Annotated in this window: 15 protein-coding genes; 13 read left to right on the top strand and 2 right to left on the bottom strand. The window is 63.8% G+C overall.

Going from position 1 to position 17,377, the window contains the following annotated elements; all coding sequences use genetic code 11:
- The first annotated feature begins 173 nt into the window (after positions 1-173).
- The 10 genes from GQO94_RS08170 (at position 174) to GQO94_RS08125 (ending at position 11,932) form a co-directional block, all read left to right on the top strand.
- Positions 174-1,043 carry a GNAT family N-acetyltransferase gene (locus GQO94_RS08170; protein ID WP_156840642.1) on the top strand — a complete coding sequence of 290 codons (870 nt, stop codon included), beginning with the start codon at positions 174-176 and terminating at the stop codon, positions 1,041-1,043.
- A 30-nt stretch (positions 1,044-1,073) separates the two neighbouring features.
- The gene (locus GQO94_RS08165) at positions 1,074-2,249 is read left to right on the top strand and encodes an alanine racemase (protein ID WP_156840641.1); all 1,176 of its coding nucleotides are present in this window, start codon (positions 1,074-1,076) and stop codon (positions 2,247-2,249) included.
- Positions 2,250-2,301: 52 nt separating this feature from the next.
- Positions 2,302-3,762, top strand: coding sequence for an aldehyde dehydrogenase family protein (locus tag GQO94_RS08160; RefSeq protein ID WP_156840640.1), 1,461 nt, complete (start codon positions 2,302-2,304; stop codon positions 3,760-3,762).
- Positions 3,763-3,791: 29 nt separating this feature from the next.
- Positions 3,792-5,117, top strand: a complete 1,326-nt coding sequence (locus tag GQO94_RS08155; protein WP_156840639.1) for an NAD(P)/FAD-dependent oxidoreductase — start codon at positions 3,792-3,794, stop codon at positions 5,115-5,117.
- Positions 5,118-5,289: 172 nt separating this feature from the next.
- Positions 5,290-6,147 (top strand): GNAT family N-acetyltransferase, encoded by an 858-nt coding sequence (locus GQO94_RS21325; RefSeq protein ID WP_156840638.1) that lies wholly within the window; start codon positions 5,290-5,292, stop codon positions 6,145-6,147.
- Positions 6,144-7,607 (top strand): NAD-dependent succinate-semialdehyde dehydrogenase, encoded by a 1,464-nt coding sequence (locus GQO94_RS08145; protein ID WP_156840637.1) that lies wholly within the window; start codon positions 6,144-6,146, stop codon positions 7,605-7,607. The genes GQO94_RS21325 and GQO94_RS08145 overlap by 4 nt, the downstream gene beginning before the upstream one ends.
- 51 nt (positions 7,608-7,658) lie before the next feature.
- Positions 7,659-8,729, top strand: a complete 1,071-nt coding sequence (locus tag GQO94_RS08140) for a tartrate dehydrogenase (RefSeq protein ID WP_156840636.1) — start codon at positions 7,659-7,661, stop codon at positions 8,727-8,729.
- Between the two features lie 136 nt (positions 8,730-8,865).
- Positions 8,866-10,257: an aspartate aminotransferase family protein gene (locus GQO94_RS08135; protein ID WP_156840635.1), complete on the top strand. Its 1,392-nt coding sequence runs from the start codon at positions 8,866-8,868 to the stop codon at positions 10,255-10,257.
- 17 nt (positions 10,258-10,274) lie between these two features.
- A complete protein-coding gene (locus GQO94_RS08130; RefSeq protein ID WP_156840634.1) occupies positions 10,275-10,769 on the top strand; it encodes an Lrp/AsnC family transcriptional regulator in 495 nt (164 codons plus the stop codon).
- Positions 10,766-11,932, top strand: coding sequence for a M20 aminoacylase family protein (locus tag GQO94_RS08125; RefSeq protein ID WP_156840633.1), 1,167 nt, complete (start codon positions 10,766-10,768; stop codon positions 11,930-11,932). Before GQO94_RS08130 ends, GQO94_RS08125 begins: the two co-directional genes overlap by 4 nt.
- 30 nt (positions 11,933-11,962) lie before the next feature.
- Here the strand turns inward: GQO94_RS08125 and GQO94_RS08120 are convergent, their stop codons facing one another.
- Both GQO94_RS08120 and GQO94_RS08115 read right to left on the bottom strand, forming a co-directional pair.
- A complete protein-coding gene (locus GQO94_RS08120) occupies positions 11,963-13,285 on the bottom strand; it encodes an NAD(P)/FAD-dependent oxidoreductase (RefSeq protein WP_156840632.1) in 1,323 nt (440 codons plus the stop codon).
- Between the two features lie 137 nt (positions 13,286-13,422).
- Positions 13,423-13,911 (bottom strand): Lrp/AsnC family transcriptional regulator, encoded by a 489-nt coding sequence (locus GQO94_RS08115; RefSeq protein WP_156840631.1) that lies wholly within the window; start codon positions 13,909-13,911, stop codon positions 13,423-13,425.
- 223 nt (positions 13,912-14,134) lie between these two features.
- On the opposite strand from GQO94_RS08115, the gene GQO94_RS08110 reads away from it, so the two are divergent.
- From GQO94_RS08110 to GQO94_RS08100, 3 genes are all read left to right on the top strand, one after another.
- On the top strand, positions 14,135-14,797 hold the full coding sequence (locus tag GQO94_RS08110; protein ID WP_156840630.1) for a haloacid dehalogenase type II: 663 nt from the start codon (positions 14,135-14,137) through the stop codon (positions 14,795-14,797).
- A 71-nt stretch (positions 14,798-14,868) separates the two neighbouring features.
- Positions 14,869-15,918, top strand: coding sequence for a phosphotransferase (locus tag GQO94_RS08105; RefSeq protein WP_198045876.1), 1,050 nt, complete (start codon positions 14,869-14,871; stop codon positions 15,916-15,918).
- A complete protein-coding gene (locus GQO94_RS08100) occupies positions 15,915-17,237 on the top strand; it encodes an aspartate aminotransferase family protein (protein WP_156840628.1) in 1,323 nt (440 codons plus the stop codon). The genes GQO94_RS08105 and GQO94_RS08100 overlap by 4 nt, the downstream gene beginning before the upstream one ends.
- Positions 17,238-17,377: the final 140 nt, after the last annotated feature.

Genomic DNA, 17,377 nt, shown 5'->3' with positions numbered 1-17,377 from the left:
AATGACAATCCGGGTGTTGGCGACCCCCGCTCGGGCTACGCCCTCACGGCGCTCGCCAACACCCGGATCAAGTGGCCTGGTTTTACTCCGCCTAATGGACGACTTTTACTCCGCCGTTGACACGTGCCGCGATCCGCGCGCGGTATCACACAATTACTGGAGCCTCGCCGCGCATGACCAGTTCGTCGCCATCAGTCGGAACACCGCCCCGAGAAGACGATGTGATCGCGATGGAAGAGCGACACTTGGAGCAGGCCGCGCAACTGACCAAGGCCGTGGGCTGGCCGGCGCGCCTGGAGGATTGGCAAACCGCGTTCGAACTCGGGCGGGGCTTCGCGGTCGAACTGGACGGCGAATTGGTCGGAACTGCGATCTGGTGGCCTTACGGATCGACGCATGGTTCGACGGGGATGATCATCGTCGCCGACAGCGCCCAGCGTAGAGGCATCGGAGCGCGCTTGATGGAGCGGCTCCTGACTGACGCTGCGGGGCGCACGATCATCCTCAATTCGACCGTAGCGGGTAAGAAGCTTTACGAGCGGCTCGGCTTCAAGCCCTACGACCAGGTTCGTCAGCACCAAGCCGTCTTGGAAGCGGCGCCAGAAGCAGACGCATCGGTGCCGCTGCGCGATGTTACAACGCGGGACACGCCGGCCATCATCGCGCTCGACGAAGCCGCCGCAGGTATGCCCCGACCCGAAATGCTCGCCAAGGTCTTCAGCCAGTCCGAAAGCCTCGTTGTGGAACGAGATGGTTCGATCGCGGGATATGGCTGTGTGCGTCCGTGGGGGCGCGGCGTAGTGATCGGGCCGGTCATCGCGCAAGACGTGTCCGATGCCAAGGCGCTGATCGCCGCGCTGGCTTCTCGTCACGAGGGCGAGTTCGTCAGGATCGATGTGCCGAAAAGCAGTGGTTTGAGCGACTGGCTGGTAGAGATCGGCCTGCCGCAGACGGACGAGGTCGTGACGATGTCTCTTGGGCCCCCACCCCGCACTTCGAATGACGCGACGCTGTTCGCGCTGGCCAACCAGTCCTTCGGCTGACCGAACCGCCCCTCCTATCGAGATGCTGTCATGAACCAAGTCCAGACAATTGAAACCGATGCGAACAGTGTCGAGACGCTCGAGACGGCCAAGACGCCCGCGCTCGTGCTCGATCTTGCCAAGCTGGACCGCAACATCGCGCGGCTGCAAGATCGCCTCGATGGCTTCGACGTCACGTTCCGGCCTCATGTGAAGACCGGCAAGTCGCTGGAAGTCGGTAAACGCCTTTTCGCGGGCGGCACCGGACCGATCACGGTGTCAACACTGGCCGAAGCAGAGTATTTTGCCGAAGGCGGCTTTCGAGACATCACGTATGCCGTGGGCCTTTCACCCGACAAGTTCGCGCGCGCCAGGGCTCTGGTCGAGGATGGCGTCGCGCTTTCGGTGCTGATCGATTCGGTCGAGCAGGCGCGCGATCTGGTCGAGTTCGCGAGCGATGGGGGCGCGATGCCGGGTGTCCTCATCGAGATCGACTGCGATGGGCACCGAGGCGGACTGCTGCCCGATGACGTAACCATGGTCACGATCGCCGATATCCTGAAGGTAGGCGGCATCGATGTGCGCGGTGTGCTGACTCACGCGGGCGAGTCCTATGGCGCGCGCGGCGGCATCGGCCTGCCCGAGGCGGCCGAGGCAGAGCGGGCGGCGGCCGTCGCGGCGGCGGAGCTGCTGCGCGCGACCGGGCACGCCGCGCCGGTCGTCAGCGTCGGATCGACCCCCACGGCGCATTTCGCCCGCGATCTTACGGGCGTCACCGAGGTGCGGGCGGGCGTCTTCACCTTCTTCGACCTCGTCATGCACGGCATCGGGGTATGCGAGATCGACGACATCGCCTTGTCGGTCCTCGCGACCGTGATCGGCCATCGCCGCGAAAAAGGCTGGATTCTGACCGACGCCGGCTGGATGGCGATGTCGCGCGACCGGGGCACGCAAAAGCACCCGGTGGATCAGGGCTACGGCTTGGTGTGCGACATTGACGGCAAGCCCTTCGACGATCTGATCGTCGAAGACGCCAGTCAGGAGCACGGCATTATCAAGGCTCGTCCGGGAAGCGACGCCGCCATCCCCGATCTGCCGATCGGCACACGCGTCCGCATTCTGCCGAACCACGCCTGCGCCACCGGGGCACAGCATGATGCCTACTACGTGATCGAAGGCGATGGTCACGCGATCCGCGCCGTCTGGCCGCGTCTGCGGGGATGGTGAGCATGGCGCCGACTCATCCGACCGGCCGTAGTCAGGCCAGGAGGGATTCGAGATGACGCACGACCTCGACACCCTGCTGGGGACCGTTTCGGCGCGGCTCGATTGCGCTTACCTCAATGGTGGCTGGACTCCCCTCGCCGCCGGCGAAGCGCTCGCGGTCGTCAATCCAACGACTGGCCATGTTCTTACCGAGGTGCGGGCGGGCACTCGTACCGATCTTGATCGCGCCGTCGCGGCGGCCCGTAGCGCCTTCGCATCATTTTCGACCTCCCCAGTGGCCGATCGCCTCGCTTTGGTCGAGCGGATCCATGACCTCATTCTCGAACGGTCCGAAGCGCTGGCGCGCGTGCTCACGCTCGAAATGGGAGCCACCATCACCCACGCTCGCGCCGCGCATGTCCCGCTGGCGGCGGCGCATGTGAAAGCGGCCGCCGATGTGCTGCGCGATTACGATTTCCTCACGATGAGAGGCAGCACCGCGATCGTGCGCGAGCCGATCGGGGTGTGCGCCCTTATCACGCCCTGGAACTGGCCGCTCTACCAGATGACCGCCAAGATCGCACCGGCGCTGGCCGCCGGGTGCACGGTCGTGCTCAAGCCTAGCGAGCTATCTCCGCTCAGCGCGATGATGCTGGCGCAGATCATTCACGATGCCGGCGCGCCGGCGGGCGTGTTCAATCTGGTGAACGGGACCGGCCCCGAAGTTGGCACCGCGATGGCCGAACACCCCGAGGTCGACATGATTTCGATCACGGGCTCGAACCGCGCCGGTGTGCTGGTCGCGCAGGCGGCCGCGCCCACCGTCAAGCGCGTGACGCAGGAACTGGGTGGCAAGTCCCCCAACGTGTTGCTGCCCGACTGCGACCTGGAAGCCGCCGTTCCGCCGGGGGTTATGTCGGCCTTCCGGAACGTCGGCCAGTCGTGCAGCGCCCCAACCCGCATGATCGTGCCACGCGCTCGGCTCGCCGAAGTCGAGGCGATCGCGCGTCGGACCGTGGACGCCATCATCGTCGGCGATCCGGGTGAAGACGCTACGGTGATGGGGCCCATCGCCAACCAGGCGCAGTTCAAGCGGGTCCAGGCGATGATCGCGGCGGGCGTAGAGGACGGCGCAAAGCTGGTCTGCGGCGGACCAGGCCAGCCCGAGGGGCTCGACCACGGCTTCTTCGTGAAGCCCACGGTGTTTTCCGAAGTCACCAGCGACATGCGCATCGCCGTTGAAGAGATTTTCGGCCCCGTACTCGCAATCCTGCCTTACGACGATGTCGATGAGGCGGTGGCCATCGCCAATGACACCGTGTTCGGGCTCGGCGGCCATGTTCAGGGCGCCGATCTCGAACAGGCGCGCGCCGTGGCGCGCCGGATCCGCACCGGACAAGTCCATATCAACTACCCGCAATGGGACGCGCACGCCCCGTTCGGTGGCTACAAACGTTCGGGCAATGGCCGCGAATACGGGCTGTTCGGCTTCGAGGAATACCTGGAAGTCAAAGCCATCCTCGGGTTCGCCTGACCCTTCCCGCTCATTGGAGACCCCGCCCCATGCCCGCGCCCTTGCAGTTCATCAAATCCACCCCGCAGCTGCCCGCCGAGGCCGACGTCGTCATCATCGGTGGCGGCATCATCGGCGTTTTCACGGGATTTTATCTGGCCAAGCGCGGGCTCAAGGTCGCCGTCCTGGAAAAGGGGGTGATCTCGGGCGAGCAGTCGAGCCGCAACTGGGGCTGGTGCCGGCAGCAAAACCGCGATTCCCGCGAATTGCCGCTGGCGACCAAGGCGCTCGATCTGTGGGAGCAGTTCGGCATCGAATCCGGCGAGGATACGGGCTTCCGTCGCTGCGGCCTGTTCTACGTCAGCAACGACCAGGAAGAGATCGATACCTGGGCGCGCTGGGGCGAATATGCTCGCTCGGTCAACGTCAAGACCCGCATGCTGACCAGTCAAGAAGCGACCGAACACGGCGCTTTTACGGGTCAGCCCTGGAAGGGCGGCGTGCATTCGCAGAATGACGGCATCGCCGACCCGGGCCTTGCGGTTCCGGCGGCGGCGAAAGCGCTGATGGCGCTGGGCGGCACGGTCCATCAGGCCTGCGCCGCGCGCGGGCTCGAGACGACCGGCGGCGCGGTGAGCGGCGTCATCACCGAGCGCGGCACGATCCGCACCAAGACCGTCATTCACGCGGGCGGTGCCTGGGCTTCGTCGTTCTGTCGCCAGCTGGGGATCGTTTTCCCGCAAGCCACGGTGCGGCAGACGATCCTGGGTGTCGGCACCGGCGCGCTCAGCCTGCCCGACGCCTTCTACAGCAAATCCCTCTCGATCACCCGCAGAGGCGAAGGCACGCACACGCTGGCGATCAGCGGACGTGCCAAAGTCGATCCCACCCCGCAGTTCCTCAAGTTCCAGCGCCAGTTCATTCCGATGTTCCGGCGGCGCTGGAAGAGTACCTCGCCGGGCGGTCTGCAGGCCTTCAAGGCCGGCCACGAAACGCTCAAGCGCTGGCGCCTCGATCGGCGGACGCCGATGGAAGCGATGCGCATTCTCGACCCCCGGCCGGACGCCAAGACGGTGCGTATGACGCTTGAAAAGGCCGCCGAGCTGATCCCCGCTCTGGGATCGGTGCCGATGGTCGCGAGCTGGGCCGGATTTGTCGACAGCACGCCCGACGGCGTACCGGTCATTGGCGGCGTTCCCGCGCTTCCGGGCCTGATCCTGGCGGCCGGCTTCAGCGGGCACGGCTTCGGCATCGGCCCGGGCGCGGCACATCTCGTCGCCGATATCGTGACCGGCGACGATCCGATCGTCGATCCGCGACCGTACCGGCTGGAGCGCTTCATGCCGGGGGCGGCCATCGAAGTTTCGGATTTCTGACGAGGAGCAGTAAACGAAGGGGCAGCACGGTGCGCGAGCGAGACGAGACGCATTCCGCAAGATGTTTCAAAAGCACTCGCAAGGCGGCACCTTATGCTTCCGATAGCGGCGTAGCAGTCAAACGTCCCGCCATCTTCAGAAACGACATGAATCTTGCGAACGGAGCGGACCGATGGTGACAGAAATTAAGAGCAAAGTGACCATGCGGCGCATGACGGCCGAGGATCTCGAACAGGCTCTTTCGCTGTCTCTTGAGCAGAAGTGGCCGCATCGCCGCGAAGACTGGGAAATGCTGTTCGATCTCGGTTTCGGTTATGTTGCGGAACAAGATGGCGAAGTCGTCGGCACGGCAATGACGTGGCTTTATGGAGACGACGCCGCGACGCTTGGCAACGTCATCGTGACGCAGCGATGCCAGGGCAAGGGCATCGGCCGCAGCCTGATGGAACTCGTGCTCAAGGATCTGGATAACCGCACTGTCTTTCTTCACGCGACCGAACAGGGAATGCCGCTCAGTCACCAGCTCGGTTTCGTGCAGGACAGGATTGTCCATCAGCATCAGGGTGCCGCTTTCTCCGTCCCGATCGCCGAGTTGATCCCCGATGAGCGGGTGCGCCCGGTTGGCCGGAAGGATGCGCCGGTTCTGGAGGATCTGGCTAGAGCGTCGAGCGGCATAGACAGAAGCGCCCTGCTCGGGGCTCTGATGGAAAACGCGAAAGCGGTCATCCTCACACGCGATCACGAGCCCGTCGGGTTTTCTCTCCTGCGCCGGTTCGGCCGGGGTCATGTCATCGGCCCGACCATCGCGCCCGATCTTGGCGGCGCGAAGGCGCTGATCGCACACTGGCTGGGCTCGAAGAGCGGGATGTTCTGCCGCCTGGACGTGCCGGAAATGAGCGGCCTGTCGGACTGGCTCGAAGAACTCGGACTGCCGCAAGTCACACACGTTGTGCGCATGCGGCGCGGTGAGCCAAAGCAAAGCAGTTCCCCCATCAAGACGTTTTCTCTCGCGACGCAGGCCCTTGGATGACCCTTTCCCTTAGCAATTCCTCACTGTTCACGACCCAGGCGTTCATCGGCGGCGAATGGGTCGACGCCCGATCCGGCGCGACCATGGATGTCGATAATCCCGCCACCGGCGAGGTAATCGGAACGATCCCTGATTGCGGTGAAGAGGATACCCAAGCCGCCGTCGACGCCGCCAAGGCCGCGTGGCCGGCATGGCGGGAGAAGACCGCCGGTGAGCGCGCCGCGCTGCTGGAGCGCTGGTACGCGCTCGTCATGGACAATCTGGTGGATCTGGCCCGGATCATGACCGCCGAACAGGGCAAGCCCACGGCGGAAGCGCAAGGCGAAATCCGTTACGCCGCAAGCTTCATCAAATGGTTTGCCGAGGAAGGCCGTCGCATCGACGGCAGCATCATTCCCGCGCCCGAAGCCAATCGCCGCATCCTCTTGCTGAAAGAGCCCGTCGGCGTTTCGGCTGCAATCACGCCGTGGAATTTTCCGGCAGCGATGATCACCCGCAAGTGCGCCCCGGCGCTGGCTGCCGGTTGCCCGGTGGTGGTCAAGCCGTCCGAACTGACCCCTTACACCGCGCTCGCGCTGATCAAGCTGGCGGACGAGGCCGGCATTCCCAAAGGCGTGATCAATATCGTGACCGGACAAGCCGCGCCGATAGGCAAAGTACTGACTGGCAGCGAAGTTGTTCGCAAGCTTTCCTTCACTGGCTCAACTCGCGTCGGCGCACTGCTGATGGAACAAAGCTCGGCCACCATCAAACGCCTGAGCCTGGAGCTCGGCGGCAACGCGCCGTTGATCGTGTTCGACGATGCCGACCTCGATCTCGCGGTCGAAGCGACGATGGCGAGCAAGTTCCGCAATGCGGGCCAAACGTGCGTCTGCGCCAATCGTATCCTGGTTCAGAGCGGTGTCTACGACGCCTTCGCGGATAAGCTGGCCAAAGCAGTGTCGGCACTGAAAGTCGCGCCTGGCGACCAGGACGGCTCCACCATCGGCCCGCTGATCAACCGGGCCGCGGCCGAAAAGGCCAAGGCCCATGTCGAGGATGCGCTCGCCGGCGGCGCAACGATCTTCGCAAGCGCGCCCGAAGGTGCGAGCGGCGAGCGCTTCTTCAATCCCGTCGTCCTCAAGAACGCCAATCGCGACATGCTGCTGGCGCGCGAAGAAACTTTTGGTCCGGTCGCCCCCCTCTTCCGCTTCGAGGAAGAAGCCGAAGCGATCGAACTGGCCAATGACACCAGCTTTGGCCTGGCCTCGTATTTCTACACCGAGAATCTGCACCGGTCCTTTCGGGTCGCGGAAAGACTGGAAGCAGGCATGGTGATCCTCAACACCGGCGGCATGGCGATGGAAATGGCCCCGTTCGGCGGCATTAAACAATCGGGCCTCGGCCGCGAGGGCGCGCATGCCGGGATCGAGGAATACACCGAGACCAAGGCGTTCCACATCGGCGGCCTGAAACTCTAAGCCCGATCTGTCCCCAAAGCGCCCGAGCGCTGACCTGAAAGTGTTTCGAAAATGACCCGCACGCACCGCATTTCCGTGATTCCCGGCGACGGCATCGGTAAGGAAGTCATGCCCGAGGGAATCCGCGTGCTGGAGCGGGCCGCCAGCCTTTACGACTTCACGCTGGAGCAAACCTGGCACGACTTCGCGTCTTGCGATTACTACGCCAAGCATGGGCAGATGATGCCGGACGATTGGAAGGATCAGATCGGCGCCCCCGATGCGATCTTCTTCGGCGCGGTGGGCTGGCCGGACACGGTTCCCGATCACATCTCGCTGTGGCAATCGATCCTTCAGTTCCGGCGGGAATACGATCAGTACGTCAATCTGCGCCCCGTGCGATTGATGCCGGGCGTCCCCTGCCCGCTCGCCGGTCGCGAGCCCGGCGATATCGATTTCTGGGTCGTGCGCGAGAATACGGAAGGCGAATACAGCTCGGTCGGCGGCAAGATGTTTGCCGGGACTGAACGCGAAGTCGTGATCCAGGAAACGGTAATGACGCGCCATGGCACGGACCGGGTGCTGCGCTTCGCGTTCGACCTCGCGGCCAAGCGGGATCGCAAGCACGTCACGTCGGCCACGAAGTCCAATGGCATTGCCATCACCATGCCCTGGTGGGACGAGCGCGTTGAGGAGATGGCGCGCAATTATCCCTCGGTTACACACGACAAGTATCACATCGACATCCTGACGGCGCAGTTCGTGCTCAATCCCGACCGCTTCGATGTCGTCGTGGCTTCGAACCTGTTTGGCGACATCCTGAGCGATCTGGGCCCCGCCTGCACCGGCACGATCGGTGTCGCGCCGTCGGCCAACATCAATCCCGAGGGCAACACGCCCTCGCTGTTCGAGCCGGTCCACGGTTCGGCACCGGACATCGCCGGGAAAGGCATCGCCAATCCGATCGGTCAGATCTGGTCTGCCTCGATGATGCTCGAACACTTGGGCGAAGCTGAGGCCGCCGCCGCGATCATGCGCGCGATCGAGACGGTTTTGACCGAGCCCGCCTTGCGCACCGCCGACTTGCGCGGTCAGGCCAATACGGTCGCATGCGGCAAGGCGATCGCTGAAGCTTTGCAATAGGGAAACGCGGGGCGGCATAATATGCCGTCACGACCCTTAGAAAACTGTCGGCCTTCGCTCGAACCGCCCGAATTGGGCACTTCCTCCGCCTTGCGAGGCTAGCCTGATCCCAGGCCCCATGGCGCGAGATTTCGAAATGACGCTGACTTCGAACCGGTCCTTGATTGACATCGACCGTGACCACCTGATCCACCCCGTAACCTCGTTCCGGGGACACGAGGTGCGGGGCGCGACCTTGCTGGAAAGCGGCAAGGGGATGTGGCTCAAGGACATGGACGGCAACGAACTGCTCGACGCATTCGCCGGGCTGTGGTGCGTCAATGTCGGCTATGGGCAAGAGACCATCGCCGAGGTCGCGGCCGAACAAATGCGCCGCCTACCTTACGCGACTGGCTATTTCTCCTTCGGTTCCGAACCGGCGGTGCGGCTGTCGCAGAAGCTGGTGGAGCTAAGCCCGCAAGGGCTCGATCACGTCTATTTCACGCTTGGCGGATCCGACGCGGTGGACTCGGCGATCCGCTATATCGTGCATTATTACAACGCGATCGGCCGCCCGGATAAGAAGCAATTCCTCTCGCTTGAGCGTGGGTATCATGGATCGAGCTCGAACGGTGCGGGGCTGACGGCGCTTCCCAATTTCCATCGCCTTTTCGATCTTCCGCGTCCTTGGCAGCATTATCTGCCTTCGCCCTATCCCTATCGCAGCGAGTTGAGCGGCGACGACGCGATCATTGCCCATTCGGTCCAGCAATTGCGCGAAAAGGTTGCCCAGCTTGGCGCCGGCAACGTCGCGGCCTTCTTCTGTGAGCCGGTACAGGGGTCGGGCGGCGTTATCGTGCCCCCCAAGGGTTGGCTCAAGGCCATGCGCGATACCTGCACCCAGCTCGATATTCTATTCGTGACCGACGAAGTCATCACTGGCTTCGGCCGCACCGGCCCGATGTTCGCGTGTGATGCTGAAGACGTTGCGCCCGACATCATGACGCTCGCCAAGGGGCTCACCTCGGGATACGCGCCGATGGGCGCGGTGCTCCTGTCGGACCGGATTTACCAAGGCATCGCCGATGGGGCCCCGCCCGAGATGGCGGTGGGCCACGGATTCACCTATTCAGGCCATCCGGTCAGCGCGGCGGTCGGCCTCGAAGTGCTTCGACTCTATACCGACGGCGGCATACTGGCCAATGGCGCGCGCGTCGCGGCGCGGTTCGAGGCGGGATTGCAAAGGCTCGCCGACCATCCGCTGGTGGGCGACACGCGCGGGCGGGGCTTGCTCGGCGCGATCGAACTGGTGTCGAACAAGTCCACCAAGGCGCGCTTCGATCCCAGTTTGAAGCTGCCCGACCGTCTCTTTGCCCAAGGGTACAGGAACGGCGTGATATTCCGGGCTTTTCCGGATAACATCATCGGCCTCGCGCCTGCCTTATGCGCTAGCGACGAGGAGATGGACCAGATTTTTGATCGCATTAAGGTAACGCTCGATAACCTTCTCGAGGAAGCCGACGTCCGCGCGGCCTTGGAGACGACATAAAAGAAAGGGCGACGCACATGCTGGCTGGGCCAAAACTCGACAGGATCGATCTGAAGATCCTGACACAGCTTCAGCAATCGGGCCGTATTACGAACGTGGAACTAGCCGATGCGGTCGGACTCTCGCCGAGCCCGTGTCTCGCGCGCGTGAAACGCCTGGAAAAGGCCGGCTACATCACAGGGTATGGCGCGCATGTGAATATGCGCAAATTGGGCGAATTCCTGACCGTCTTCACCGAAGTGACTCTGAGCGAACACCGCTCGGGCGACTTTTCACGGTTCGAGACGCGGATCCGCAAGCTCGACGAAATCGTGGAATGCCATCTGGTCAGTGGCGGCTACGACTATCTTTTGAAATTCGTTGCGCGCGGCGTGGGGCACTATCATTCGATCATCGAGGATATGCTGGAAAGCGACTACGGGATCGAAAAATACTTCAGCTACATCGTGATCAAATCGCCCTTCATCAAACACCACTATCCCCTGCAACACCTGTTCGGTGAACAGCGATGAATGCCATCGACGATCTGCTCGAGCCGCTGATCGATTTGCGGCGCGATATTCATGCGCACCCCGAACTCGCCTTTCGCGAACAGCGCACTGCGGCGCGGATCGCGGAGGAGCTGCGCGGCTTGGGTCTGGAGGTCCACGAAGGCATCGGCCAGACCGGCGTGGTGGGCGTCCTGCGAAATGGCACATCGGATCGCAGCATCGGACTGAGGGCGGACATGGACGCCTTGCCGATCCAGGAACAGACCAACCTTCCCTACGCCAGCAGGACCGAGAACGTGTTTCACGGCTGCGGGCATGACGGCCATGTCGCCATGCTGCTTGGCGCCGCGCAGCATCTCGTCCGAACCCGTAATTTCGACGGCACCGTGCACTTCTTCTTCCAACCCGCCGAGGAAGGCCACGGTGGCGCGCGCGAAATGGTGAACGAAGGGCTGTTCGAACGCTTTCCTTGCGATCGCGTCTTCGCCTTGCACAACTGGCCCGATCTGCCCGCCGGCACGATCGCCACCCGCCCCGGGCCAATCATGGGCGCGGCGGACAAGTTCGCGATCACGCTGCGCGGCAGCGGTGGGCATGCCGCCCTGCCCCACGACACGCCTGATGCGATCCTGGCGTCGGCCGCGCTGGTGCAGCAGCTGAACAGCATCGTGTCGCGCCGCATTCCGGCCACCGCATCTGCGGTGCTTTCGATCACGCAGATACACGGCGGCCACACGCACAACGTCCTGCCCGCCGAGGTCGCGGTGCACGGCACCGTGCGCACGTTCGACCCGCAAGTGCAGGACGTAATCGAAGCGGCGATCCGCTCGGTCGCGGCAGGCGTCGGGCTTGCCCATGAGCTGGCCGTCGACGTCGAGTACGACCGCTATTACCCGGCAACGATCAATGACGCGGATGCGGCCAGCGAAGCGCTGGCGGCGGCCGCCACGATCGGCGATGCGCAGCTCGCGGCGGAGCCTGCTTTCACCTCGGAAGATTTCTCGTTCATGCTTCAGGCGTGCCCCGGCGCCTATATCTGGCTCGGCCAGGCAGGCCCGAATGGCTCGGCGCCGCTGCACAATCCGCATTACGATTTCAACGACGATGTCCTGGGGCTTGGCGTGCGCCTTCACGTCGCGCTGGCCGAACGGCACCTTGCCGTCGCGGACGAAACGCGCATCTGACCAGTCGCCAGACGCGCGCGCGGGCGTGTGTCAAATGGCGGCAATGTTCAGCGGAGAACCGTCGACAAGGCGCGACAAGCGGAACGGCGTCGGATCCACGCAAGGCTCGTCATCGCGCAGCAGTTGCGCCGATAGATAGCCGATGCCCGGCCCCATGCCGAAGCCATGCCCCGAACACCCGGCCGCGAGCACCAGCCCGCTGACCTGATCGACCTTCGAGATGACCGGCACCGCATCGGGCGTGCAATCGACCAACGAGCCCCAGGCCCCGACGATGCCGACGCCGCGTAATTGCGGAAAAGTCTTCTGCACGTTTTGCTGGATACGACGCACCAGCCACTGCTGCGGCTTGGGATCGAGCACCCGGTTGCGTTCATAGATGCCGTTGTCGATTTTCAGCCAGGACCCAAGCGATTCCGGCCCCGAAGTGAACGAAGCACCGACGGCGATCCGCACGTTCTTCAGCCGTTTTTGGAACTGCGGCAGGAACTCGCGCGAGTAGCGCAGGCCCTGCGGCGTGATGTCGATGGTCGCCTTGCCGCTGATCGCCATCGTGTAGCTGCCGTCGAGCCGGCGGGTAATGGTAAAGTCCGGCGAATAAAGACAGTTGCCGAGATCCATCGTGGGTACTGTGCGAACCGCGGTTTGGCGGACGCCGGCCTGCGGAAAGCTGATCTGGTGCGCGCGCAGGAAGCGGGCCGCCCAGGCGCCTGCGCAGACCAGCACGGCACTGGCCTTTATGAGGCCCTTCTCGGTGTGAACGCCGGTCACCCGACCATTGCTGATGTCGAGTTCTCTTGCCGCGCAGTGCTGGTGAATGGTCGCGCCGAGCGCCTGCGCACCCGAAGCCAGGGCCGGTGCCGCCAGCGCGGGTTCGGCCTTGCCATCGCCAGCGGAGTGCACCCCGCCGACCCACGTGCGGCCAGCCTCGGGGATATGTTCGGCGATCTCGGCTCTGGTCAGATTGCGCGTGTCCACGCCGAGTTCACGGCCCATCGGCCCCCAGCTGTCCCACTGCGCCATGACGGCGGGATTGTCCGTCGCGTAGAACTGTCCGCAGCGACGAAAGCCGAGGTCTTGCCCGATCTCGCCGGCAAGGCTGTCCCACAATGCCATCGACACGTGCGAGAGCGGCAGTTCGCGCGCATCGCGGTTCTGCTGCCGGCACCAGCCCCAGTTTCGGCTCGATTGTTCGCAGGAGATGTAGCCCTTCTCGACCAGCGCGACGGACACGCCCTGCTTCGCCAGGAAGTAGGCTGCCGCAGTGCCGATAATCCCGCCGCCGACGATGACTACGTCCGCGGCGCTGGGCACCCGCTCACTGCTGGCGATGCGATTGACTTCAGGCGACATAAGCTGGACCCCCCTCGCTCGGCACTACCGAAGTCTGGTCTATCGCATCGCGGTCACGACAGATTGTGCCAAAAGCGCTGCCATCGGGAGCGGATTGTCGCAAGTTTCGCGGGCCGACGGCGCTTCGCAGCAGGCGCTCAGAAACCGTCGGGATCGAACAACTCGTCCAGAGGATAGCCATTGCGAACGATCGGCGAGGCAAGGACGATATAGCTGGAATATTTGACGATTCCCACGTCGGCCTCCAACAGCGCTTCCATCACCCGATGATAGTGGCCCACGTTCTTGGCGACGAACTTGATCAGATAGTCATAGCCTCCGGTAACGTGATGGCATTCGACAATTTCCTTGTACCTACGCGCGGCATTCAGAAACGTCTCGAAGTTCGTCGTGCGATGGCCCGACAGCGTGATCTCGCTGAAGACAGTGAGATATTCGCCCAGTTTCCCCAGCGCGACGCGGGCACCGTAGGATTCGATGTAGCCCGCGCCTTCCAGGCGCTTCACGCGCGAAAGGCACGGGCTGGTCGAAAGCCCGACGGCCTCGGCCAGACCGACATTGGTGACGCGGCCGTGATCCTGCAGATAGGACAGGATCTTGAAGTCGATCCGATCGAGTTTTTCCATTGCCAATTCCCACGGCCGAGCGGTTGCAGGACCCGCGATGCCGTGCAACCGGCGGCGACTGCACCCGCATAAGGGTCATGCTCTTATAACCGGGATCGGTGAACGGCGCATCGCGCCGCAGGGTGTTCCGCCGGGACAATATTCTCTGGGCGCTGCCGACAACGGCACAACACATTTTACAGCCGCCCCTACCCTAGTGCCGACTTGATGAGAGGGCGTTAGGATGTTCAAACCCAAGTATATCAGCTTCGATTGCTATGGCACGATGATCAATTTCATCATGGGCCCCACGGCGCGCGAGATCTTCTCCGATCGCGTGAGCCCCGCGCAGATGAACGCCTTCATCGATTCCTTTCGTGCCTATCGCCTGGACGAAGTTCTTGGGGCCTTCAAACCGTTCTACGACGTCGTCGCCAACTCGGTCGAGCGGACGTGCCGCAAGCATGGTGTCGCCACCACCCCGCGCGATGCGCAGGCGCTCTACGACGCCGTCCCCACCTGGCAGCCGCATGCCGACGTGCCCGAGCCGCTCGGCCGGATCGCCAAGGAATTTCCGCTCGTCATCCTTTCGAACAGCATGACCGATCTCATCCCGCACAGCGCGCGCAACATCGGCGTGCCGTTCCACGCCGTGCTCACGGCCGAGGAAGCAGGCGCCTACAAGCCGCTGATGCGTCCGTTCGAATACATGCTGGATCATCTCGGCTGCACGCCGGAAGACATGATGCATGTGTCCTCGAGCCCGCGGTACGACCTCATGACCGCGCACGATCTCGGCTTCGGCGCCAAAGTCTTCGTCGACCGCGGTCACGAGCCTCCGACTGAGGCCTATGGCTTCACCCGGATCAAGGATTTCTCCGCGCTTCCGGGGCTTCTCGGTCTCTGAGCGACCAGGGGTGCGCGGCAGGGTCCTGCCCTGCCCCGTTCCCCATCCGCCCGAACACGAGAAGGATGCTTATGCTGGTCGAACCCACGCTGACGACGCCGCGCCCGGAACTTGGCGAAGGCGACGCTGAAGCCCTGGCGCGCGATATCTACGGGCTTGAACTGACCGCCTCGGCCCTGACGAGCGAGCGCGACCGCAATTTCAGGATGCTGGGCGCGGACGGCAGCGGCTTCGTCCTCAAGGTTTCCAACCCCGCCGAAGAGCGCGAGGTCGTCAACCTCCAGACGTGCGCGCTCGCCCATCTGGGCCGGGCCGATCCCGGGCTCGCGGTGCCGCGTCCCGTGGCCACTCTCCAAGGTGAGTACGAGACCACCATCACGCTCGGTGACGGGCGCACGTCAATCCTGCGCATGCTGACGTATCTGCCCGGATTGCCCCTCAGCCAATCGCCGAGGACATCCACCCAGCGCCGGGCGCTCGGGCAGACACTGGCGCGGATGGATCTTGCCTTCGCAGGGTTCGATCACCCCGCCGCCGACCACGAACTGCTGTGGAACGTGGCCGCCGCGCATCGTCTGAAGGGCATGATCGCCTATATCGAGGACGCCTCGCGGCGCGCCCTGATCGAACGCGGCATGGCCGAATACGAGCGCAATGCGCTGCCGAGGATCCCGGCCTTGCGCTCGCAAGTGATCCACAACGACTACAATCTCGGCAACGTGCTCGTCGATCCCGACCGTCCGGACGAAGTCGCGGCCATTATCGACTTTGGTGACGTCGTTCGCGGCCCGCTCGTCGGAGAACTCGCGACGGCTGCTGCTTATCAGCTCACCGATGCGGCCGATCCGCTCGCCAGCGCTGCCGAGATGATCGCCGGATACCATGGTGTCATTCCTCTGCTGGAAGAGGAACGCGCGATCCTTCTCGACCTCGTGAAAGCACGCCTGCTGATCACCGTGCTCATCACGGGATGGCGCGCCGAACGCTATCCCGAAAATCGCGACTACATCTTGCGCAACAACGGCCCCGCTTGGGCTGGGCTCGAACATCTCGACCGGTTCGCGCACGCCGACGCGTCGGCGCAACTTTTGCAATTCTGTTCATCAGGAGACGAGCCATGAGCCTAGTCGACCAGTCCTCCGTCAATGCCTTCATTCCCGGTCAGGTCGAACTCGACCCGCAGGATGCGAAGTTCATCGACCAGCGCACGCGCCTGCTCGGGCCAGCCTACCGCCTGATGTACCAAAAGCCGCTTCACTTCGTGAAAGGCGAAGGCCCCTGGCTGATCGATCCGTCGGGCCGCAAGTACCTGGACGCGTACAACAACGTCGCCTCGCTCGGTCACTGCCATCCCGACGTGGTCGAGGCGATCAGCCGGCAGGCGGCAACGCTGTGCACCAACACGCGCTATCTGCACGAGACGATCCTCGAGCTTGCCGACGGCCTGCTTTCGACTGTCGGCGGAGACCTATCGCACCTCATGCTGACCTGCTCGGGCAGCGAGGCAAACGACCTTGCCTATCGCATCGCGCAGATCCGCACGGGCGGCACCGGTGTCATCATCACCGAGACGGCCTATCACGGCATCACCGATGCCGTATCGAAGTTCTCGCCCACGCTTGGCCACGCGGTTCCGCTGGGCGCGCATGTCCGCACCGTGCCGGCACCCGCCGCCTACCGCAGCGGCCCGAACGTGGCGGAGCGGTTCAAGCGTGATGTCGAGAAGGCGATCGCGGACTTGCTGCGCCACGGCATCAAGCCCGCGATGATGATCGTCGATTCGATTTTCACCAGCGACGGGATCCTGCCCGAAGAGCCGGGCTTCCTGAAGGGCGCCGTCGAAGCGATCCACGAGGCGGGCGGCATCTTCGTGGCAGACGAAGTGCAACCGGGTTTCGGTCGCACCGGCGAAAACATGTGGGGCTTCCAGCGCCACGGCATCGACCCCGACATCGTTACGCTGGGCAAACCAATGGGCAACGGGCAACCCATTGCCGGTCTGTTGACTCGCCATGACGTCGTCGAGAAGTTCGGCGAAAACTCGCGGTACTTCAACACGTTCGCGGGCAACGCGGTCTCCTGCGCCGCGGCGGTTGCGGTGCTCAAGGTGATCAAGCGTGATGGCATCATGGACAACGCGCGAGATGTCGGCGGCTACCTCCTGGAGCAGGTCGAGGGGTTGCGCGACCGTCACGAAGGCCTCGGCCACGTTCGAGGGGCGGGCATGTTCGTCGCGGCAGACATCGTCACCGACCGCGAAACCGCTGCGCCCGACAAGGCGCGCACCACGCATGTCGTCAACACGATGCGCGAGAACGGCGTCCTCATCAGCGCCTGCGGTGAGGATCAGAACATCCTCAAGATCCGCCCGCCGCTGATCTTCTCGCGCGAGAACGTCGATCTGTTCGTCGAAGTCCTCGACAAGGCGCTCGCGGAGTAACCCTGCTGCGGCGGGCCTCCTCGCGTTCAGGGCGCGATCAGGCCCGCCCAGTCATATCGTGCCAGTTGCTCGCTCACGAGCGACAAGCGGCACGACATGCTGCCTGTCGAGGCAAAAACCGCATCGCCTTGGCCGTACGG

It is taken from the genome of Novosphingobium aquimarinum (assembly GCF_009746585.1).
Classification (GTDB): domain Bacteria; phylum Pseudomonadota; class Alphaproteobacteria; order Sphingomonadales; family Sphingomonadaceae; genus Novosphingobium; species Novosphingobium aquimarinum.
This window is presented reverse-complemented; position numbering and strand designations above follow the sequence as displayed.

Bases quoted from the DNA above. Each gene is read 5' to 3' on its own strand.
- GQO94_RS08170 (WP_156840642.1), top strand. From the start codon at position 174: ATGACCAGTTCGTCGCCATCAGTCGGAACACCGCCCCGAGAAGACGAT.
- GQO94_RS08165 (WP_156840641.1), top strand. From the start codon at position 1,074: ATGAACCAAGTCCAGACAATTGAAACCGATGCGAACAGTGTCGAGACG.
- GQO94_RS08160 (WP_156840640.1), top strand. From the start codon at position 2,302: ATGACGCACGACCTCGACACCCTGCTGGGGACCGTTTCGGCGCGGCTC.
- GQO94_RS08155 (WP_156840639.1), top strand. From the start codon at position 3,792: ATGCCCGCGCCCTTGCAGTTCATCAAATCCACCCCGCAGCTGCCCGCC.
- GQO94_RS21325 (WP_156840638.1), top strand. From the start codon at position 5,290: ATGGTGACAGAAATTAAGAGCAAAGTGACCATGCGGCGCATGACGGCC.
- GQO94_RS08145 (WP_156840637.1), top strand. From the start codon at position 6,144: ATGACCCTTTCCCTTAGCAATTCCTCACTGTTCACGACCCAGGCGTTC.
- GQO94_RS08140 (WP_156840636.1), top strand. From the start codon at position 7,659: ATGACCCGCACGCACCGCATTTCCGTGATTCCCGGCGACGGCATCGGT.
- GQO94_RS08135 (WP_156840635.1), top strand. From the start codon at position 8,866: ATGACGCTGACTTCGAACCGGTCCTTGATTGACATCGACCGTGACCAC.
- GQO94_RS08130 (WP_156840634.1), top strand. From the start codon at position 10,275: ATGCTGGCTGGGCCAAAACTCGACAGGATCGATCTGAAGATCCTGACA.
- GQO94_RS08125 (WP_156840633.1), top strand. From the start codon at position 10,766: ATGAATGCCATCGACGATCTGCTCGAGCCGCTGATCGATTTGCGGCGC.
- GQO94_RS08120 (WP_156840632.1), bottom strand. From the start codon at position 13,285: ATGTCGCCTGAAGTCAATCGCATCGCCAGCAGTGAGCGGGTGCCCAGC.
- GQO94_RS08115 (WP_156840631.1), bottom strand. From the start codon at position 13,911: ATGGAAAAACTCGATCGGATCGACTTCAAGATCCTGTCCTATCTGCAG.
- GQO94_RS08110 (WP_156840630.1), top strand. From the start codon at position 14,135: ATGTTCAAACCCAAGTATATCAGCTTCGATTGCTATGGCACGATGATC.
- GQO94_RS08105 (WP_198045876.1), top strand. From the start codon at position 14,869: ATGCTGGTCGAACCCACGCTGACGACGCCGCGCCCGGAACTTGGCGAA.
- GQO94_RS08100 (WP_156840628.1), top strand. From the start codon at position 15,915: ATGAGCCTAGTCGACCAGTCCTCCGTCAATGCCTTCATTCCCGGTCAG.